Origin of the sequence: Klebsiella sp. WOUb02 (genome assembly GCF_050058015.1) — a bacterium.
Taxonomy (GTDB): Bacteria; Pseudomonadota; Gammaproteobacteria; order Enterobacterales; family Enterobacteriaceae; genus Klebsiella.
In genome coordinates this window covers 891,059-909,424 of the sequence record NZ_CP170110.1, presented here as the reverse complement: position 1 = coordinate 909,424, position 18,366 = coordinate 891,059, and the positions used below count along the sequence as shown (strand labels likewise).

Here is an 18,366-nt window from a genome sequence, read left to right as displayed (position 1 = left end):
ACCTGGTTGTAATACAATTAGCCTGATTTTAGCGTGAGGAACGTCATGAACATATTTCAAGCCCAGCCCCAGGACGTCGATAAAATTCTGCCGCTGTATCTAGGTTATCGCCATTTTTATCAGGTAGAAGCGCAGCCGGCGCTGGCCCGTGAGTTTATTCGCAAACGTTTAGAGCTCAATGAATCGGTTATTTTTTTCGCGGAAATTGACGGCCAGTCCGTCGGCTTCGCGCAGCTCTATCCTCTATTCTGCTCATTAGAAATGAAAAGGATCTGGCTGCTGTACGATCTCTTTGTCGATGCAAAATCGCGTCAACACGGCGTGGCGCAGAAGCTGATCGAACGCGCCGGACAGCTGGCGACGGAAACCGATTCCGCATTTATTACGCTCAGTACCGCAACCGACAACGCCCCGGCGCAGGCGCTGTACGAACGCAACGGCTTCGTGCGGGATACGGACTTTTTTGTCTACAATAAAATGCTGAACAAATAGCCGATATTCGGTATCAGGGTGTCTCCCTGATACCGAAAGCAAGATTACCAGCCCTTAACCGCATCGCCTTTATACAGTTCCGCCGCCGCCGCGGCCACCTCGTCGGTCTGATACGCCTTCACCAAATTTTTTACCTTATCGCTATCTTTATTATCGACGCGGCTGGCAAAAATATTGACGTACGGCGAGTGCTTATCTTCGACAAATAGCCCGTTACGGCTCGGCGATAGTCCGATCTGGCTGGAGAACGTCGTATTGATAACCGCGAGAGATATTTGCCTGTCGTCCAGCGCCCGCGTCAGCTGCGGAGCCTCAATCTCAACGATTTTTAAGTGCTTCGGATTGTTGACGATATCCAACGCGGTCGGCAGGAGACCAACGCCCTCTTTAAGGGTAATCAGGCCCTGCTTTTGCAGCAGAAGCAGCGAGCGACCCAGATTAGTCGGATCGTTCGGTACGGCAACCTGCGCTCCATCCGGCAGCTGGTCAATAGCGGTAATCTGCTTTGAATAGGCGGCGATCGGGTAGACAAAGGTGGTCCCCACCGCTACCAGCTTGTAGCCGCGCTCCTGAATCTGCTTATCCAGATACGGCTTATGCTGAAAAGCGTTAATGTCCAGATCGCCGTTATTGAGCGCCTCGTTCGGCAGCACGAAGTCGTTAAAGGTGACAACTTCGACGTCGAGATTGTACTTCTCTTTCGCCACCTTTTGCACCACCGACCACACCTGCTGGTCAATGCCGGCGCTGATCCCAACCTTGATATGATTAGGGTCCTGTCCGGCTGGCCCGCAGGCGGTCAGGAGCAGCGTGCCGGCAGCGGCCAGCGAAATGGCAAATTTTTTTAGCGTAAAGATCATAGTCCCAGGGTCCTTTTTAACATAGCCTGCCAGTCATTGCAGGAAAAGCAGCACCAGGGACTATAAAAAATCTCATATCTGAAATTAAATACTGATTCACTATGATTAATAGCGTTTTGCTATGAGCGCGGCCGGCGGCCGCTATTGGCGCGCGATGCGGCGTAGCGCGCTGAACGCCAGAATAGCAAAAACCCCGGCGATGGCCGGGGTTTGCTGTACGCTTACGGCTGGCGCAGCAGATCGTCCGCTGCGCGGGCGCTAATGCTCGCGAGCCGATCGGCGCTACGGTGAAGAAAACCGGCGTCGCCGCATCGATATGATAAGACCCCTTACAGGGTCTTCGGATTAAATTAATTGCGTAATCCGGAAGCGAGTGCTTTTGGCGAAATATAGGGCACAATATTATCAAGTGTAATCATCGAGGATTTACAAAAGATACATTTTGCACCGAACGGATTGCTTTCAGATACATCGTAGCTGGATGTTCTGTACTGTGACCCATGGCAGCATGGGCACCTGAAATGGATGTGGTCAGTCATGATGTTAGCCTTTTATTTGCTACAACATTCACTACCGCAGGGGCATTTAGCCATATTTAACTGAAGGCTCTTCTTGACCTTCAATGACAGCGGAAATCACTGTTCGAATGGTTGGTAGAACAAAGACATCATTGTCATTATTTCTTAACGCTAAATCTGAAAACCATTTCAGATAAAACCATGTTACTTCATCAGCGATTATTTTGGATGTTGTTGGTTGTTAATTTGCCCGCAGGCGTACGAAATACAAAAATTTACCCAAGGTAAACACGGTGCCGTTTCAGGAGGCGGTCACTCCTTGTACGCAGGTTAGCTCAGGGCGATGATTAAGCGGCATCAGCCCGTAAAGCGCTTCACGCAATGGCACAGCATACGGCGCTCAGCCTGCTGATATTTCAGGAAAAAGCTGTTCTACCGTAGCGATTAAAGCCGACAAACGCTGCCGACTTCGCGATGACCGCACGCGTTTTTTATCAATCTGACTACTCAGGATTACACCGTCATCGTTATCGCAGATTCATAAAAACGCAAAATTAATTAATCACGCAGAACGACATTACCGGCAGCAGGGCCTTTAGCACCGCTCTCGATAGTGAATTCGACCTTCTGCCCTTCAAATAAGGTTTTAAAGCCCTCGCCCTGCAGCGCAGAAAAATGCACGAAAACATCTTTACTGCCGTCGACGGGAGAAATAAAGCCAAAACCTTTACCTTCGTTAAACCATTTTACTAAACCAATCATCTTCCCAGACATAAGTATTATCCCAATGTTCAAAGCCTTGCGGCGAAAAAGTTCGCATCACAGAAATTAATTACTAACGATAAGGAGGCTCGAAAAAAGGATTATTCAGGAATAACGCTTGAGATGAGGACTGCTTTACTAAACCGCTTTATTGGTTCTGTGGACCAAACCGACCTGCTATTGATCGCATAGATAACTATTGATAGCAAGTATTATTTTCTGCTGCGCCGGAAAGCCGCGACTATTTTTAGCGCATCCTGCAGGTAAACGCGCGGCAGAAACGGGGACGCAATCGCAACGCTGAATCTTAAACTGAGCTACGCGCTCGAGCGGCGCCGGCAGATGCTTGTATAGACAGGATTTTTTCAATACTTTTAAACAGTTATAACCCTGTTGTATAATGATGTGCACTTTTACTAAAAAATGAGTGCGACCATGATTGATTCAACTTTGCCACTAACCGACATTCATCGCCATCTTGACGGCAACATCCGGGCCCAAACGATTCTCGATCTTGGCCGCCAGTTTAACATCGCGCTCCCGGCCACCACTCTCGATACCCTGCGTCCGCACGTCCAGGTCACCAGCAACGAACCCGATCTGGTGAGCTTTCTTGCCAAACTTGACTGGGGCGTAAAGGTGCTCGCCTCGCTGGAAGCGTGCCGTCGTGTGGCGTATGAAAACGTCGAAGACGCGGCGCGCAACGGCCTGCACTACGTTGAACTGCGCTTCTCCCCGCGCTATATGGCGATGACCCACCGCCTGCCGGTTGACGGCGTGGTTGAAGCGGTCATTGCCGGCGTGCGCGACGGGAGCCGCGATTTTAACGTAGAAGCGCGGCTGATTGGTATTATGAGCCGCACCTTCGGCGAGGATGCCTGTCAGCAGGAGCTCGACGCGCTGCTGGCCCACCGCGACGGCATTACCGCGCTCGATCTCGCCGGAGATGAGCTCGGCTTCCCCGGCACCCTGTTTATGCAGCACTTCACCCAGGCTCGCGACGCCGGCTGGCGTATTACCGTCCACGCGGGGGAAGCGGCTGGCCCGGAAAGCATCTGGCAGGCCATTCGCGAGCTGGGCGCCGAACGTATCGGCCACGGGGTGAAGGCGGTGCAGGATCCGGCGCTGATGGCCTTTTTGGCCGCACAGCGTATCGGAATTGAATCCTGCCTGACCTCGAACATTCAGACCAGCACCGTCGCGTCGCTGGCCGAGCATCCGTTAAAAACCTTCCTCGAGCACGGCGTGCTGGCCTCGATTAACACCGACGATCCGGCGGTACAGGGCGTCGATATTATTCATGAATACAACGTTGCCGCCCCGGCCGCGGGCCTGAGCCGCGAGCAAATCCGCCAGGCGCAAATCAACGGCCTCGAGCTCGCCTTCCTCAGCGCGCAGGAAAAAGCGGCGCTGATCCAGCGCGTGCAGCGCGCCTAGCTGACTGCCCGGCAGCAATCCTGCCGGGCGTTGCATCTTAAATCAGGCATAGCGTGGCGCGATGCCTTGCTGATTCAATCCCCAGCTCAATCAACTGCATAATCTGAATAGCCTGACTCGCCGGGACCGGATTCTCTCCGTTCCCGTTCAGCGCATCGCGAATGGCGGCGTAGTAAGCCGGGTAGCTGCCGGGCAGCGTTAGCCAGCTCTCCTCGCTGCGATCCTCGCCGTCTACGCGCGTCAAAATCCCGTCGCGCATATCGTATCCCCAGTCCTCCTGCGGAAGGCGCTCGCCGTTTTTTAACCGCTCCTCCTGCGGGTCGAGACCGTATTTGATATAGCTCCCCCGCGATCCGTGGACGATATAGCGCGCCGTTTCCGCAGCCGCCAGCAGAGTGGCGTGGAGGATCACCCGGCGCTGCGGGTAAACCAGCGCCGCGTGGAAATAGTCGGTAGATTGCGCTCCCGGGCGCAGCTGGGCTAAATCGACGCTCATGCTGACCGGCAGGCCAAACAGGTCGATCGCCTGATCGAGCAGATGGGGGCCCAGATCGAACCAGATCCCGCTTCCCGGGCCGCCCGCTTCCCGCCAGCGGTTGCGTACCTGGGGACGATAGCGGTCGAAGTGCGATTCGAAATAGCAGACCTCCCCCAGCAGCCCTTCGTTAATCAATGACTTAACGGTCAAAAAATCGCTGTCCCAGCGTCTGTTATGAAACACCGAAAGCAGCCGTCCCCGGCTTCTGGCAATGGCATCCAGTTCGCGGGCCTGTGACAGTGTCACGGTAAAGGGTTTATCCACCACCACGTGTTTCCCCGCCTCCAGCGCGGCCTTCGCCAGCGGAAAGTGTGTGTCGTTCGGCGTCGGGATAACTATCAGGTCGATGTTGGGATCGTCTAACAGCTGGCGGGGTTCGGCAACAACTGACAGCGTTGGCCAATCAATCCGCACTTTGCCTTCATCGCTACTCGACACCGCGGCAAGCGTCATTCCCGGCGTTCCGCTTATCAGCGGCGCATGGAACGTTTTACTGGCGTACCCGTAGCCGATTATTGCGACGCGAATAGTGTCACTCATCTTGCAACCTCTCTGGCGAAAAGTTCGGGGGATTCCCTATAACTATAAGACCCAAACGTCTTATTAGCTTTGCTTATGCATTATCGACCGCTCACTCTGGCATCAATCATTAAAACTTCGCCAGCTACTACTTGCGTTGTTCGCCGCATTTAGTAACATTTACCTCCGTTTTAACTTTCAATAGCAGAATTATGGCAGCCGTTTTCAGCAGAATTGTAGAGCTTATAGGTTGGGTTGTTTTTGGCGTTTCGGCCCTGCTTTTGGTTATCGCTCATCACATTGATAACTACCAATCCCCGCCTCCCGCTAATGTTGTACAGGCAAAATAGCGTTCACGCGAAAAAGTGACCCGCTTCGCAAGTATGCAACCGGTTTCTGAGACCGGTTGCATATGCGCATCCCCCTTCATTACACTCTCCTTATTCATTCGCTAAGGAGCTCTTCACATGGCCGCATTTCCGCAAAGTTTTCTCTGGGGCGCCGCTACCGCAGCCTATCAGGTTGAGGGTGGCCACAATGCCGACGGAAAGGGGCCGTCGATCTGGGACATCTACTCTCACCTGCCGGGCACTACCTACCAGGGGACCAACGGCGACATCGCCGTCGATCACTATCACCGCTTTCGCGAGGACGTTGCCCTGATGGCCGAGATGGGCCTGCAGAGCTACCGCTTTTCCATTTCCTGGCCGCGCCTGCTGCCCGGCGGCCGCGGCGAAGTCAACGAAGCCGGCGTGCGGTTTTATAGCGAGCTGATCGACGAACTGCTGGCGCACAATATCGAGCCGATGATTACGCTCTACCATTGGGATCTGCCGCAGGCGCTGCAGGATGAGGGCGGCTGGGAAGCCCGCAGCACTGCGGAAGCCTTCGCCGAATATGCGCGTCTGTGCTACGCGCGTTTCGGTTCGCGGGTCAAGCTGTGGGCCACCTTCAACGAGACCATCGTTTTTATTGGCCATGGCTACATTAACGGCTGCCATCCGCCGGCGGTACGCGACCCGGCGCGCGCCATTCAGGCCTGTCACCACGTCTTTGTCGCCCACGCAATGGCAGTTAAAGCGTTTCGTGACATGGGCGTTGCGGGCGAGATTGGTTTCGTCAACGTTCTGCAGCCGCATACTCCGCTCACCGCTAGCGAAGAGGATCGCCGGGCAACCGAGATGGCGGACGCTATCCATACCCACTGGCTATATGACCCGGTGTTAAAAGGCACCTATCCCGAAGAGCTGCTGCAGCAAACCCAGGCCCTGTGGGGCGTCCCGCGCTTTGCCCCCGGCGATGAGGCGCTGCTGCGAGAAAACCACAGCGATTTTATCGGCCTCAACTACTATCGCCGCGAAACCGTTTCAGCCCAGCCGCAGGAAGGATTAGGCGGCAGCGAACCCGGCGCTGAGGGCCTGTACTATTTCGTCCGCAATCCACAAAGCACCTACACCGAATGGGGCTGGGAAATCTGGCCCCAGGGGTTAACGGACGGTATTATGATGATCAAGGAGCGCTACGGTGATATTCCGATTTACATCACCGAAAACGGCTTAGGTGCCAAAGACCCGATTATTGACGGCGAGATTGTCGACGACCCGCGTATTGACTACCTCAGCGCCCATATTAATGCGCTGGAAAAAGCGCTGGACGCCGGAGCCGACGTGCGCGGTTATTATCCGTGGTCATTTATCGATCTGCTGAGCTGGCTTAACGGCTACCAGAAGCAATACGGCTTCGTTTACGTCGACCATCAGCAGGGGCTCGCCCGCAGGCGGAAAAAGAGCTTCTTTTGGTATCAAAACGTTATTGCCAGCCGCGGCCAACAGCGTTAATCTTCTTCTCCAGGCGCCGTCCGGCGCCTGATTCAGCGCTAGAATATTCTTAAATTTCTTGTTACTACACCGGGAATGTAATCAGTTCTTGTCTTTAGTATTTACAACCGAAATAATTCCGTCGCGGCTCGCTAATAAATAAGCTGCCGCTGGTTGAGAGCAGGTTTACTAAAGGCTGGTAATATTCAACTTAGAGACGATCCCACCAGGTCATGGTTGCCGCTATTTTGCCGCCAGAACGTGAAACAACCGCCGCGTACGCGAAGTGCGTGAGGATGTGCCCACGGAGCTGGCCAAAAATGGTAAATCAAATAGCCTGATGGGACAGGCTTATATTAATTCCGATTATAAAAATGGATACGCAAATGACCGTTCAGGACTATTTATTAAAATTTCGTAAAATCAGACTCGCTGGAAAGTCTGGAAAAGCTTTTTGACCACCTTAACTACTCCCTGACCGATAACGAAGAGATCGTTAACATGTACCGCGCCGCTGACCATCGGCGGGCCGAGCTGGTTTCTGGCGGTAAACTGTTCGATATTGGACAGGTTCCTAAATCCGTCTGGCGTTACGTGCAATAAAAACTGTTCTGAAGCACGCCAGTTGCTTATACTCCCGCCCTTGATTTTGATCCGTACCTGAACAGGTTGCGCGCCGGGCGAACGGTGCGAACGCGCGGACGCTTGCTCAGGTAAGCGCGTGCAGCCTGACGCTCAACGGGTATTTCACTGGCGTTAAATCCGGGAGAAAGTATGTCCTCTGACTCTGCAGAACGAATTGGCGGATGGCTGCTGGGGCCGCTTGCATGGCTGCTGGTTGCGCTGCTAAGCGCTTCGCTATCGCTGCTTATCTTTGCCAATGCGTTAATGGCGCCGCAAACGTTCTCCTTGCTGGGCGCAATGAGCGCCGGTAATATTATCCTTTGGGCCGCCTCCCTGCTGTTCGCCGTCGCCATGTGGTACTACACCCTGTGGCTGACGCTGGCCTTTTTCAAACGGCGGAAGATCGTGCCGAAGCACTATATTATCTGGCTGCTGATCTCCCTGCTGCTGGCGATTAAGGCCTTTGCCTTCTCGCCCATATCGGACGTTTTGGCCCTGCGCCAGCTGCTGTTCCCTCTTCTTGCTACGGCGCTGCTGGTTCCTTACTTCAAGCGCTCCGAACGGGTTAAACGGACCTTTGTTAATCCGTAATAACCCCACAGTTAACCTGTTGTCGCCGGTATCGTTTTATTCGATAATGGGCGGCTTTTTCCGTTTCAGGTCGAATTAATGGCTGATTATTTACTGCTCTTTATTGGTACCGTCCTCGTAAATAACTTCGTGCTGGTGAAGTTTCTTGGGCTGTGTCCGTTTATGGGGGTTTCCAAAAAGCTGGAGACCGCTATGGGTATGGGGCTGGCTACCACCTTTGTGATGACGCTGGCCTCTATCTGCGCCTGGTTAATTGATACCTGGATTCTTATCCCGCTGAATTTGGTCTATTTACGCACGCTGGCCTTTATTCTGGTCATTGCGGTAGTGGTGCAGTTCACCGAAATGGTGGTGCGCAAAACCAGTCCGGCGCTCTACCGCCTGCTGGGTATTTTCCTGCCGCTGATCACCACCAACTGCGCCGTGCTCGGCGTGGCGCTGCTGAATATTAACCTGGGGCACAATTTTCTGCAGTCCGCGCTGTACGGTTTTGCCGCGGCGGTCGGCTTCTCTCTGGTTATGGTGCTGTTTGCCGCCATTCGCGAGCGTCTGGTGGTTGCCGACGTCCCGGCGCCGTTTCGCGGCAACGCCATTGCGCTGGTGACGGCGGGCTTAATGTCGCTGGCATTTATGGGCTTTAGTGGTTTGGTGAAGTTGTAATTATGAGCGCTGTCTGGATAGCCGTCATTGCGATCAGCCTTCTCGGGCTGATTTTCGGCTTAATTTTGGGTTACGCCTCCCGCCGTTTTGAGGTGGAGGACGATCCGGTCGTTGAAAAGATCGACGAGCTTCTTCCGCAAAGCCAGTGCGGCCAGTGCGGCTACCCCGGCTGCCGCCCTTATGCGGAAGCGGTTGGCCTGCAGGGTGAGAAAATCAACCGCTGCGCCCCCGGCGGCGAAGCGGTGATGTTAAAAATTGCCACCCTGCTGAACGTCGACCCGCAGCCTGCTGACGGCGATGCCGGGCAGGCAGAGCCGGTGCGTATGCTGGCGGTCATCGACGAAAAGAACTGTATTGGCTGCACGAAATGCATCCAGGCCTGCCCCGTTGACGCCATTGTCGGCGCAACCCGCGCGATGCATACGGTGGTGAGCGACCTCTGTACCGGCTGTAATCTTTGCGTCGCGCCCTGCCCAACGCAGTGTATAGAGATGGTTCCGGTTGCGGAGACCACCGAAACCTGGAAGTGGGATCTACACACCATCCCGGTGCGCATCATTCCTGTGGAACAACATGTTTAAGCTATTTTCCGCGTTCAAAAAAGACAAGGTCTGGGATTTCAACGGCGGTATTCATCCGCCGGAGATGAAAACCCAGTCAAACGGTACGCCGCTGCGCCAGGTCTCCCTGGCGCAGCAGTTTGTTATTCCGCTAAAGCAGCATATTGGCGCTCAGGGCGAGCTTTGCGTGCAGCCCGGCGATCGCGTCCTGCGCGGCCAGCCGCTGACCCGCGGCTGGGGAAAAATGCTGCCCGTTCACGCCCCAACGTCGGGTATTGTCAGCGCCATCGCGCCGCATTCGACGGCGCATCCCTCGGCGCTGGCGGAGATGAGCGTTATTATCGATGCCGATGGCGAAGACCGCTGGATTGAACGCGACGGCTGGAGCGACTACCAGAGCAAATCCCGCGATGAGCTTATCGAACGCATCCACCAGTTCGGCGTGGCCGGGCTGGGCGGCGCCGGTTTTCCTACCGGAATTAAGCTGCGCGGCGGCGGCGACAAGATCGACACCTTAATTATTAACGCCGCCGAGTGCGAACCCTACATTACCGCCGACGATCGCCTGATGCAGGACTGCGCGGCGCAGATTATCGACGGCATTCGCATCCTGGCCCATATTTTACAGCCGAGCCAGGTGCTGATCGGCATTGAGGACAACAAACCGCAGGCGATCTCCATGCTGCGTGCGGTACTGAGCGAGGCGCACGGCATCTCCCTGCGCGTGATCCCGACCAAATATCCCTCCGGCGGCGCCAAACAGCTGACGCAGATCCTCACCGGCAAACAGGTCCCTCACGGCGGCCGTTCTTCCGATATCGGGATCCTGATGCAAAACGTCGGCACCGCCTACGCGGTTAAGCGCGCGGTGATTGACGGCGAGCCGCTGACCGAACGCGTGGTGACCTTAACCGGGGAAGCGGTTTCGCGCCCGGGCAACGTCTGGGCCCGGCTGGGCACGCCGGTGCGCCATCTGCTGAATGATGCCGGTTTTTGCCCCAGCGCTGAGCCGATGGTCATTATGGGCGGTCCGCTGATGGGCTTTACCCTCCCGTGGCTCGACGTGCCGGTGGTCAAAATCACCAACTGCCTGCTGGCCCCGTCGGCCAGCGAAATGGGCGAGGCGGAAGAAGAAAAAGGCTGCATCCGCTGCAGCGCCTGCGCCGATGCCTGCCCTGCCGATCTGCTGCCGCAGCAGCTGTACTGGTTCAGTAAAGGCCAGCAGCACGACAAGGCCACGACCCACAATCTGGCCGACTGCATAGAGTGCGGCGCCTGCGCCTGGGTCTGCCCGAGCAATATTCCGCTGGTGCAGTACTTCCGTCAGGAGAAGGCCGAGATCGCCGAGATTCGCCTCGAAGAGAAGCGCGCGGCCGAAGCCAAAGCCCGCTTTGAATCCCGTCAGGCACGTCTGGAGCGCGATAAGGCCGCACGCCTTGAACGGCATAAACAGTCCGCCGTGCAGCCAGCCGCCAAAGATAGCGAAGCGATTAATGCCGCCCTCGCCCGCGTGCGGGAAAAACAGCAGGATGCGGCCCAGCCGATCGTCGTGCAGGCGGGCGCTAAGCCGGACAATAGCGAAGCCATCGCCGCGCGCGAAGCGCGTAAAGCGCTGGCGCGCGCGCGTAAAAGCGAACAGGCTGCGTCCGCGCCCGAAGCGTCGGCCGGCGCAGCTATCGATCCGCGCAAAGCCGCGGTCGAGGCCGCCATCGCCCGCGCTAAAGCCCGCAAGGCCGAACAGCAGCAGACGCAAGCCACGATCGAGCCGGAAGCTGAGGCTATCGACCCGCGTAAAGCCACGGTAGAGGCCGCCATCGCCCGCGCTAAGGTCCGCAAGGCCGAACAGCAGCAGGCGCAAGCCACGATCGAGCCGGAAGCTGAAGCCGTCGACCCGCGCAAAGCCGCGGTAGAGGCCGCCATCGCCCGCGCTAAAGCCCGCAAGGCCGAGCAGCAGCAGGCGCAAGCCGCGATCGAGCCGGAAGCTGAAGCCGTCGACCCGCGCAAAGCCGCGGTCGAGGCCGCCATCGCGCGCGCCAGGGCCCGTAAGGCCGAACAGCAGCAGGCTGACGTCGTTGCCGCGCCGGAGGCTGAGGCCATCGATCCGCGCAAGGCGGCAGTCGCAGAAGCAATCGCCCGAGTTCAGGCCAGGAAAGCATCCCGGCAGGCAGTTAACGAGGAATAAATGGTTTTCAGAATCGCAAGCTCTCCCTATACCCACAACCAGCGTCAGACCTCGCGGATTATGCTGCTGGTGCTGCTCGCCGCCGTACCCGGCATCGTGGTGCAGACCTGGTTTTTCGGCTGGGGCACCGTGCTGCAGCTTATCCTCGCGGCCCTGACCGCCTGGGGAACCGAAGCCGCCATCCTTAAACTGCGTAAGCAGAATATCGCCGCCATTCTGGCCGACAACTCGGCGCTGCTGACCGGCCTGCTGCTGGCCGTCAGTATTCCCCCCCTTGCCCCCTGGTGGATGGTGGTCCTCGGTACCGCCTTTGCCGTTATCATCGCCAAACAGCTGTACGGCGGGCTGGGACATAACCCGTTTAACCCGGCGATGATTGGCTACGTTGTGCTGCTGATCTCCTTCCCGGTGCAGATGACCTCCTGGCTGCCGCCGCAGGAGATTGCGGCCCATATCCCAGGCTTTAGCGACGCGCTACGGGTTATTTTCACCGGCCACACCGCCGCCGGCGGCGATATGAACGCCCTGCGTCTCGGGGTCGACGGTATCAGCCAGGCCACGCCGCTGGACACCTTTAAAACCTCCCTACACGCCGGCCATCAGGTCAACGAGATCCTCCAGTACCCGATTTTCGGCGGCGCTCTGGCGGGGCTTGGCTGGCAGTGGGTGAATATCGCTTATCTGGTCGGCGGGCTGTTCCTGCTGTGGCAGAAGACGATTCGCTGGCATATTCCGCTTAGCTTCCTGCTAAGCCTGGCCGTCTGCTCCACCCTCGGCTGGTTTTTCTCGCCGCAGAGCCTGGCCGCGCCGCAGATACATCTGCTGTCCGGCGCCACCATGCTCGGCGCGTTCTTTATTTTGACGGATCCGGTAACCGCCTCCACCACCAACCGCGGGCGCCTTGTTTTCGGCGCGCTGGCGGGCCTGCTGGTGTGGCTTATTCGCAGCTTCGGCGGCTATCCTGACGGCGTAGCCTTCGCCGTGCTGCTGGCGAACATTACCGTTCCGTTGATTGATTACTACACGCGCCCCCGCGTGTACGGCCACCGCTGAGGACCCGTCATGTTAAAAAGCATGCGTAAACACGGCATCACGCTGGCGCTTTTCGCCGCCGGCTCCACCGGCCTGACGGCGGCTATCAATGAGCTGACCAAATCGACGATTGAAGATCAGGCGGCTCAGCAGCAAAAGGCGCTATTTGACCAGGTTCTGCCCGCAGAGCTGTATAATAACGATCTGCTGCAGAGCTGCTACCTCGCCTCCGCTCCGGCGCTGGGTAAAGGGCAGCATAAGATCTGGATTGCCAAAAATAACGATATCCCGGTGGGTGCGGTCATGGAAACTACCGCGCCGGACGGCTACTCCGGAGCGATTCAGCTGCTGGTCGCCGCCGATTTTAAAGGTACCGTTCTCGGCACCCGGGTCACCGAGCATCACGAAACGCCGGGCCTCGGCGATAAAATTGAGCTGCGTCTGTCCGACTGGATCACCCATTTCGCCGGCAAAGTTATTCACGGCGAGAGCGACGGCCATTGGGCGGTTAAAAAAGACGGCGGCGATTTTGACCAGTTTACCGGCGCGACCATTACGCCGCGCGCGGTGGTCAACGCGGTTAAGCGCGCCGGCCTGTACGCGCAAACGCTGCCAACGCAGATTCCCGAATTCACCGCCTGTGGAGACTAGAGCATGAGCGAAGTAAAAGACGTTATTGTTCAGGGGTTGTGGAAAAACAACTCCGCGCTGGTCCAGCTGCTGGGGATGTGCCCTCTGCTTGCCGTGACCTCCACCGCCACCAACGCGCTGGGATTAGGGCTGGCCACCACCCTGGTTCTGACCCTCACCAACCTGACGATCTCCAGCCTGCGCCGCTGGACGCCGGCCGAAATTCGTATCCCTATTTACGTGATGATCATCGCTTCGGTGGTGAGCGTCGTGCAGATGCTGATTAACGCCTACGCCTACGGGCTCTACCAGTCGCTGGGGATCTTTATCCCGCTGATTGTAACCAACTGCATTGTCGTCGGCCGCGCCGAGGCCTTCGCGGCGAAAAAGGGTCCGGCCCTCTCGGCGCTGGACGGTTTCGCGATTGGCATGGGGGCCACCTGCGCCATGTTTGTCCTCGGCTCGCTGCGTGAAATCATTGGTAACGGGACGCTGTTTGATGGCGCCGATAGCCTGCTCGGCGGCTGGGCGAAAGCGCTGCGCATCGAGGTTTTCCATACCGACACGCCGTTCCTGCTGGCGATGCTGCCGCCGGGGGCGTTTATCGGCCTCGGGATGATGCTGGCGGTCAAATATCTTATTGATGAACGCAGCAAGCAGCGCAAGGCCCGGGCGGCGCTCGCCGCAGCCCCGGTCATTGCGCCGTCTGATGCCGCAGGGAAAGCCTGATGAATAAGAGCAAACGTCTGGAAATTCTGACCCGCCTGCGGGATAACGATCCGCATCCCACCACCGAGCTCAACTTCAGCTCTCCGTTTGAGCTGCTGATCGCGGTACTGCTCTCGGCGCAGGCCACCGACGTCAGCGTCAATAAGGCGACGGCAAAGCTCTATCCGGTCGCCAATACCCCGGCGGCGATACTCGACCTCGGCGTCGACGGGGTGAAGTCATATATCAAAACCATCGGCCTGTTTAACAGCAAGGCCGAAAACGTGATTAAGACCTGTCGGATCCTGCTGGAACAGCACAATGGCGAAGTTCCCGAGGACAGGGCCGCGCTGGAAGCGCTGCCCGGCGTCGGACGCAAAACCGCCAACGTGGTGCTCAATACCGCCTTCGGCTGGCCGACGATTGCGGTCGATACGCATATTTTCCGCGTTTGCAACCGCACGCAGTTTGCCCCCGGCAAGAACGTCGAGCAGGTTGAAGAGAAGCTGCTGAAGGTGGTCCCCGCCGAGTTTAAGGTGGACTGCCACCACTGGCTTATTCTCCACGGACGCTACACCTGCATCGCCCGCAAGCCGCGCTGCGGTTCCTGCCTGATTGAAGACCTCTGCGAGTTCAAAGAGAAGGTTTACGCTGCCTGACGTCTCAATAAAGCCATTACCCTGCCTGGGGTAATGGTTCTGCCTGTTTCCTTTCTTACCTGCCATTTTCGCCACAGTTATGCCTGTTAGCAGGGCAATAATCTGCTTATATAACGCTCAGCCAGGTTAATCATTTTTTCCGGCAAAAAAATTTCTATACATTTGTGATCCAGATCATCCATGCAACCTAATGTTAATTTGTTGTTGCTCACTTGCTAAGAAAAGCCAGCAATTGCAATAGCAGCGCCGCACTTACCAGGAGAATACCCCATCATTTTTTAGGATTATGGCCTATATCACTGGATTCAAGGCTAATTAGCAGAATATATCGCCTTTGCGCGCTATCCAGCGAATGCAGACAGATAAAAATATCACCAATAGCGAAACGGTGAAATTTAACTCTGCATAACATTTGTATGACCGGCGAATTATAAGGCATTGGTTATGTGTAACAGAGTATTACAAAGCTATTGCCTGATTGGTCAGGATAGTGAACATTACCTGCCGTTTTCCCTCCAGAATAACTATAAAGGCGGCGGTCTGCGAAGATTGCGCCCCGAACACCCCCCGTTAATATGGGATGTAAAAAAAGAGGTATATGTGTCAACTGCAAACAATAAACCAGCAGAAAGCGTGAGTTTGAACGCTTTCAAGCAGCCGAAATCGTTCTATCTGATCTTCTCGATCGAATTATGGGAGCGTTTTGGTTATTACGGCCTGCAAGGGATCATGGCCGTTTACCTGGTAAAACAGACTGGGTATGTCAGAAGCGGATTCTATTACACTCTTCTCCTCCTTCAGCGCGCTAGTCTACGGCCTCGTGGCTATCGGCGGCTGGCTGGGCGATAAAGTGCTCGGCACCAAACGCGTCATTATGCTGGGTACGATCGTACTGGCCATCGGCTACGCCCTGGTCGCGTACTCCGGACACGACGCCGCTATCGTTTATATCGGTATGGCGACCATCGCCGTCGGTAACGGCCTGTTTAAGGCGAACCCGTCCTCCCTGCTCTCTACCTGCTATGAGAAAGACGACCCGCGTCTGGACGGTGCATTTACCATGTACTATATGTCCATCAACATCGGTTCGTTCTTCTCGATGCTGGCGACCCCGTGGCTGGCGGCGAAGTTTGGCTGGAGCATCGCCTTCTCCCTGAGCTTTGTCGGCATGCTGATTACGCTGGTCAACTTTATATTCTGCAAGAAGTGGGTGAAAAACTACGGTTCCAAACCCGACTTCGCGCCGGTTCATTACGGCAAGCTGCTGGCCACAATCGCCGCCGTGGTTATCCTGGTGGTTATCGCGACCTGGCTGCTGCATAACCAAGGCATCGCCCGCATGGTTCTGGGCGTCGTCGCGCTGGGTATCGTCATCATCTTCGCCAAAGAAGCGATCGCCCTGAAGGGCACCGCGCGTCGTAAGATGATTGTGGCCTTCATTCTGATGGTGCAGGCGATCGTCTTCTTCGTCCTTTACAGCCAGATGCCGACCTCCCTGAACTTCTTCGCCATCCGCAACGTTGAGCATGCGATTATGGGCATCAGCTTCCAGCCGGAGCAGTTCCAGGCGCTGAACCCGTTCTGGATTATGATCGGCAGCCCGATTCTCGCCGCCATCTATAACAAGATGGGCGACCGTCTGCCGATGCCGCATAAGTTCGCTATCGGCATGATCCTGTGCTCTGGCGCATTCCTGGTACTGCCGCTGGGCACCAAATTCGCCAGCGATGCCGGTATCGTGTCGGTAAACTGGCTGATTCTGAGCTACGCGCTGCAGAGTATCGGCGAGCTGATGATTTCCGGCCTCGGTCTGGCAATGGTTGCCCAGTTGGTTCCGCAGCGCCTGATGGGCTTCATCATGGGCAGCTGGTTCCTGACCACCGCGGGTGCGGCAATTATCGCCGGTAAGATCGCGAACCTGATGGCCGTTCCGGAAAACGTTACCGACCCGCTGGTCTCTCTGAACGTTTACGGTCACGTATTCATGCAGATTGGTATCGTAACGGCCGTTATCGCCGCGCTGATGCTGCTGACGGCGCCGACGCTGAATCGCATGACGCTGGACGAAGATAGCGTCACCAAAGAGCGCGAGACAGCAACCGCCTAAGCGCTTCGGGAAAACCATTTGCTTTAGCCGCTAACCTGCCGTTAGCGGCTTTTTTTTTACCCCTGGGCGGACTAACATACAGAAAACTGCAGCCACAAGGAGTTACCGATGAAACTGTTCTACAAACCCGGCGCCTGTTCTCTTGCTTCGCATATCGCCCTGCGCGAAAGCGGACTGGACTTCACCTTACAGGGCGTTGACCTGATGAAAAAACGCCTTGAAAACGGGGACGATTACCTGCTGGTCAACCCCAAAGGCCAGGTCCCGGCGCTGCTGCTTGATGACGATCTCCTGCTGACGGAAGGGGTGGCGATTATGCAGTACATTGCCGATCGCGTCCCGGATCGGCAGCTGCTGGCTCCGGTGGGCACCGTCGCCCGCTACCAGACTCTGGAATGGCTGAACTACGTCGCAACGGAGACTGCACAAAGGCTTCACTCCGCTGTTTCGTCCGGATACGCCGGAAGATTACAAACCCACGGCGCGGGCGCTGCTGGAGAAGAAGCTGCAGTATATTGACGAATCGCTGGAAGATAAGCAGTGGCTGAACGGCCATCGCTTCACCATCGCCGATGGCTATCTGTTTACCGTGCTGCGCTGGGCGTACGCGGTGAAGCTGAATATGGCAGGCTATCACCATATCGAGGCGTGGATGAAGCACATCGCCGCGCGCCCGTCGGTGGCGGCGGCGCTGGAAGCGGAAGGTCTGAAGTAAGAGAGATTGCCCTGCCCGGGCGCGCTTCCGGGCAGACTGTCAGCGCCTACAGCCTGCGTGGCGCTAAAAAGATGCTCCGGCAGCGCAATGCGATCCTGCGCCGCCACGACCTGCAGCTCATACTCCTGCATTCCTTTGGTCGCCAGCATGATTTCGTATACCGCCGCGGTGACGTGCTCCAGCGCATCGCGCAGGCTCGCTCCCTGCAGAAGCTTCACCAGCAGCAGGCCGCTGGTTACATCGCCCACGCCCACCGGCTGACGCAGGCCAAAGTCCACCAGCGGACGGCTGATATGCCAGGCTTCGTCACGCGTCACCAGCAGCATTTCAAAACGGTCCATGCTCATCCCGGCGCGCGACAGGTGCTTCACCAGCACCACTTCCGGCCCCTGGGCAATCAGCTCCCGCGCGGCGGCCACCGCTTCGCCGACGTTGGCCACCGGATGCTCGCAGAGAATTTCCAGCTCCAGCAGATTCGGCGCGATAATATCGCTGGCAGGCAGCGCGTGGCGTACGTGAAACTCGGCCACGCCAGGTGCGACGATGCAGCCCTTTTCAGGATGGCCCATCACCGGATCGCAAAAATACTTTGCCGCCGGATTGGCCGCTTTCACCTGACGAACAATGCCGAGAATATCTTCGCCCTGTTCCGCCGATCCCAGATAGCCGCTGAGCACCGCGTCGCAGCGCTGAAGCTGGTTAATATCAGCGATGCCCTGGACGATCTCGGTCAGATGCGCCGGCGGCATGACGCAGCCGGTCCATTTACCGTACTGGGTATGGTTTGAGAACTGCACGGTGTTGAGGGGCCAGACGTTCGCGCCCAGGCGGCGCATCGGAAACTCGGCGGCGCTATTGCCGGCATGGCCAAACACAACGTGAGACTGGATGGCGAGGATATTCTTCATCTTGGATACCTGACAGCAAAAAATAAGGGGCGTGGTTTCCCACGCCC

General features: G+C 56.7%; 17 protein-coding genes and 3 pseudogenes. 15 read left to right on the top strand and 5 right to left on the bottom strand.

The window, feature by feature from the left end; all coding sequences use genetic code 11:
• Positions 1-45 precede the first annotated feature (45 nt).
• Positions 46-492, top strand: a complete 447-nt coding sequence (locus ABOC21_RS11190; protein ID WP_426814582.1) for an N-acetyltransferase family protein — start codon at positions 46-48, stop codon at positions 490-492.
• Positions 493-536: 44 nt separating this feature from the next.
• Here the strand turns inward: ABOC21_RS11190 and ABOC21_RS11185 are convergent, their stop codons facing one another.
• The 3 genes from ABOC21_RS11185 to cspA all read right to left on the bottom strand — a co-directional run bounded on the left by ABOC21_RS11185 (position 537) and on the right by cspA (position 2,644).
• Positions 537-1,352, bottom strand: a complete 816-nt coding sequence (locus tag ABOC21_RS11185; RefSeq protein WP_426814581.1) for a MetQ/NlpA family lipoprotein — start codon at positions 1,350-1,352, stop codon at positions 537-539.
• Positions 1,353-1,702: 350 nt separating this feature from the next.
• Positions 1,703-1,891: a cold shock small protein YmcF gene (locus ABOC21_RS11180; protein WP_426814580.1), complete on the bottom strand. Its 189-nt coding sequence runs from the start codon at positions 1,889-1,891 to the stop codon at positions 1,703-1,705.
• Positions 1,892-2,428: 537 nt separating this feature from the next.
• Positions 2,429-2,644, bottom strand: a complete 216-nt coding sequence (gene cspA, locus ABOC21_RS11175; protein ID WP_426814579.1) for an RNA chaperone/antiterminator CspA — start codon at positions 2,642-2,644, stop codon at positions 2,429-2,431.
• Positions 2,645-3,067: 423 nt separating this feature from the next.
• On the opposite strand from cspA, the gene add reads away from it, so the two are divergent.
• A complete protein-coding gene (add, locus tag ABOC21_RS11170; RefSeq protein WP_426814578.1) occupies positions 3,068-4,069 on the top strand; it encodes an adenosine deaminase in 1,002 nt (333 codons plus the stop codon).
• Positions 4,070-4,106: 37 nt separating this feature from the next.
• Here add and ABOC21_RS11165 read toward each other — a convergent pair whose 3' ends face one another.
• Complete coding sequence (locus ABOC21_RS11165; RefSeq protein WP_426814577.1) at positions 4,107-5,147, bottom strand: oxidoreductase; 1,041 nt, start codon at positions 5,145-5,147, stop codon at positions 4,107-4,109.
• 191 nt (positions 5,148-5,338) lie between these two features.
• Here ABOC21_RS11165 and blr point away from each other — a divergent pair, with 191 nt between their 5' ends.
• The 13 genes and pseudogenes from blr (at position 5,339) to gstA (ending at position 17,411) form a co-directional block, all read left to right on the top strand.
• Positions 5,339-5,476, top strand: a complete 138-nt coding sequence (gene blr, locus ABOC21_RS11160; RefSeq protein ID WP_426814576.1) for a division septum protein Blr — start codon at positions 5,339-5,341, stop codon at positions 5,474-5,476.
• A gap of 117 nt (positions 5,477-5,593) precedes the next feature.
• The gene (locus ABOC21_RS11155) at positions 5,594-6,964 is read left to right on the top strand and encodes a GH1 family beta-glucosidase (RefSeq protein WP_426814575.1); all 1,371 of its coding nucleotides are present in this window, start codon (positions 5,594-5,596) and stop codon (positions 6,962-6,964) included.
• Between the two features lie 365 nt (positions 6,965-7,329).
• Positions 7,330-7,546 (top strand): annotated as a pseudogene (ydgT, locus tag ABOC21_RS11150) (transcription modulator YdgT).
• Positions 7,547-7,717: 171 nt separating this feature from the next.
• A complete protein-coding gene (locus ABOC21_RS11145) occupies positions 7,718-8,158 on the top strand; it encodes a DUF2569 domain-containing protein (protein ID WP_426814574.1) in 441 nt (146 codons plus the stop codon).
• 78 nt (positions 8,159-8,236) lie between these two features.
• Positions 8,237-8,818: an electron transport complex subunit RsxA gene (gene rsxA, locus ABOC21_RS11140; RefSeq protein WP_025710820.1), complete on the top strand. Its 582-nt coding sequence runs from the start codon at positions 8,237-8,239 to the stop codon at positions 8,816-8,818.
• A 2-nt stretch (positions 8,819-8,820) separates the two neighbouring features.
• The gene (gene rsxB / locus ABOC21_RS11135) at positions 8,821-9,399 is read left to right on the top strand and encodes an electron transport complex subunit RsxB (RefSeq protein ID WP_426814573.1); all 579 of its coding nucleotides are present in this window, start codon (positions 8,821-8,823) and stop codon (positions 9,397-9,399) included.
• Complete coding sequence (rsxC, locus tag ABOC21_RS11130) at positions 9,392-11,560, top strand: electron transport complex subunit RsxC (protein ID WP_426814572.1); 2,169 nt, start codon at positions 9,392-9,394, stop codon at positions 11,558-11,560. Before rsxB ends, rsxC begins: the two co-directional genes overlap by 8 nt.
• Complete coding sequence (gene rsxD / locus ABOC21_RS11125; RefSeq protein WP_426814571.1) at positions 11,561-12,613, top strand: electron transport complex subunit RsxD; 1,053 nt, start codon at positions 11,561-11,563, stop codon at positions 12,611-12,613.
• Between the two features lie 9 nt (positions 12,614-12,622).
• On the top strand, positions 12,623-13,243 hold the full coding sequence (gene rsxG / locus ABOC21_RS11120) for an electron transport complex subunit RsxG (RefSeq protein ID WP_426814570.1): 621 nt from the start codon (positions 12,623-12,625) through the stop codon (positions 13,241-13,243).
• 3 nt (positions 13,244-13,246) lie between these two features.
• A complete protein-coding gene (locus tag ABOC21_RS11115; RefSeq protein WP_426814569.1) occupies positions 13,247-13,951 on the top strand; it encodes an electron transport complex subunit E in 705 nt (234 codons plus the stop codon).
• Positions 13,951-14,589, top strand: coding sequence for an endonuclease III (gene nth / locus ABOC21_RS11110; protein ID WP_426814568.1), 639 nt, complete (start codon positions 13,951-13,953; stop codon positions 14,587-14,589). Before ABOC21_RS11115 ends, nth begins: the two co-directional genes overlap by 1 nt.
• Before the next feature lie 600 nt (positions 14,590-15,189).
• Positions 15,190-16,696: pseudogene (gene dtpA / locus ABOC21_RS11105) on the top strand (dipeptide/tripeptide permease DtpA).
• Between the two features lie 108 nt (positions 16,697-16,804).
• Positions 16,805-17,411, top strand: a pseudogene (gene gstA / locus ABOC21_RS11100) (glutathione transferase GstA).
• Here the strand turns inward: gstA and pdxY are convergent.
• On the bottom strand, positions 17,330-18,319 hold the full coding sequence (gene pdxY / locus ABOC21_RS11095; RefSeq protein ID WP_426814567.1) for a pyridoxal kinase PdxY: 990 nt from the start codon (positions 18,317-18,319) through the stop codon (positions 17,330-17,332). The pseudogene gstA and the gene pdxY overlap by 82 nt on opposite strands.
• Positions 18,320-18,366 lie beyond the last annotated feature (47 nt).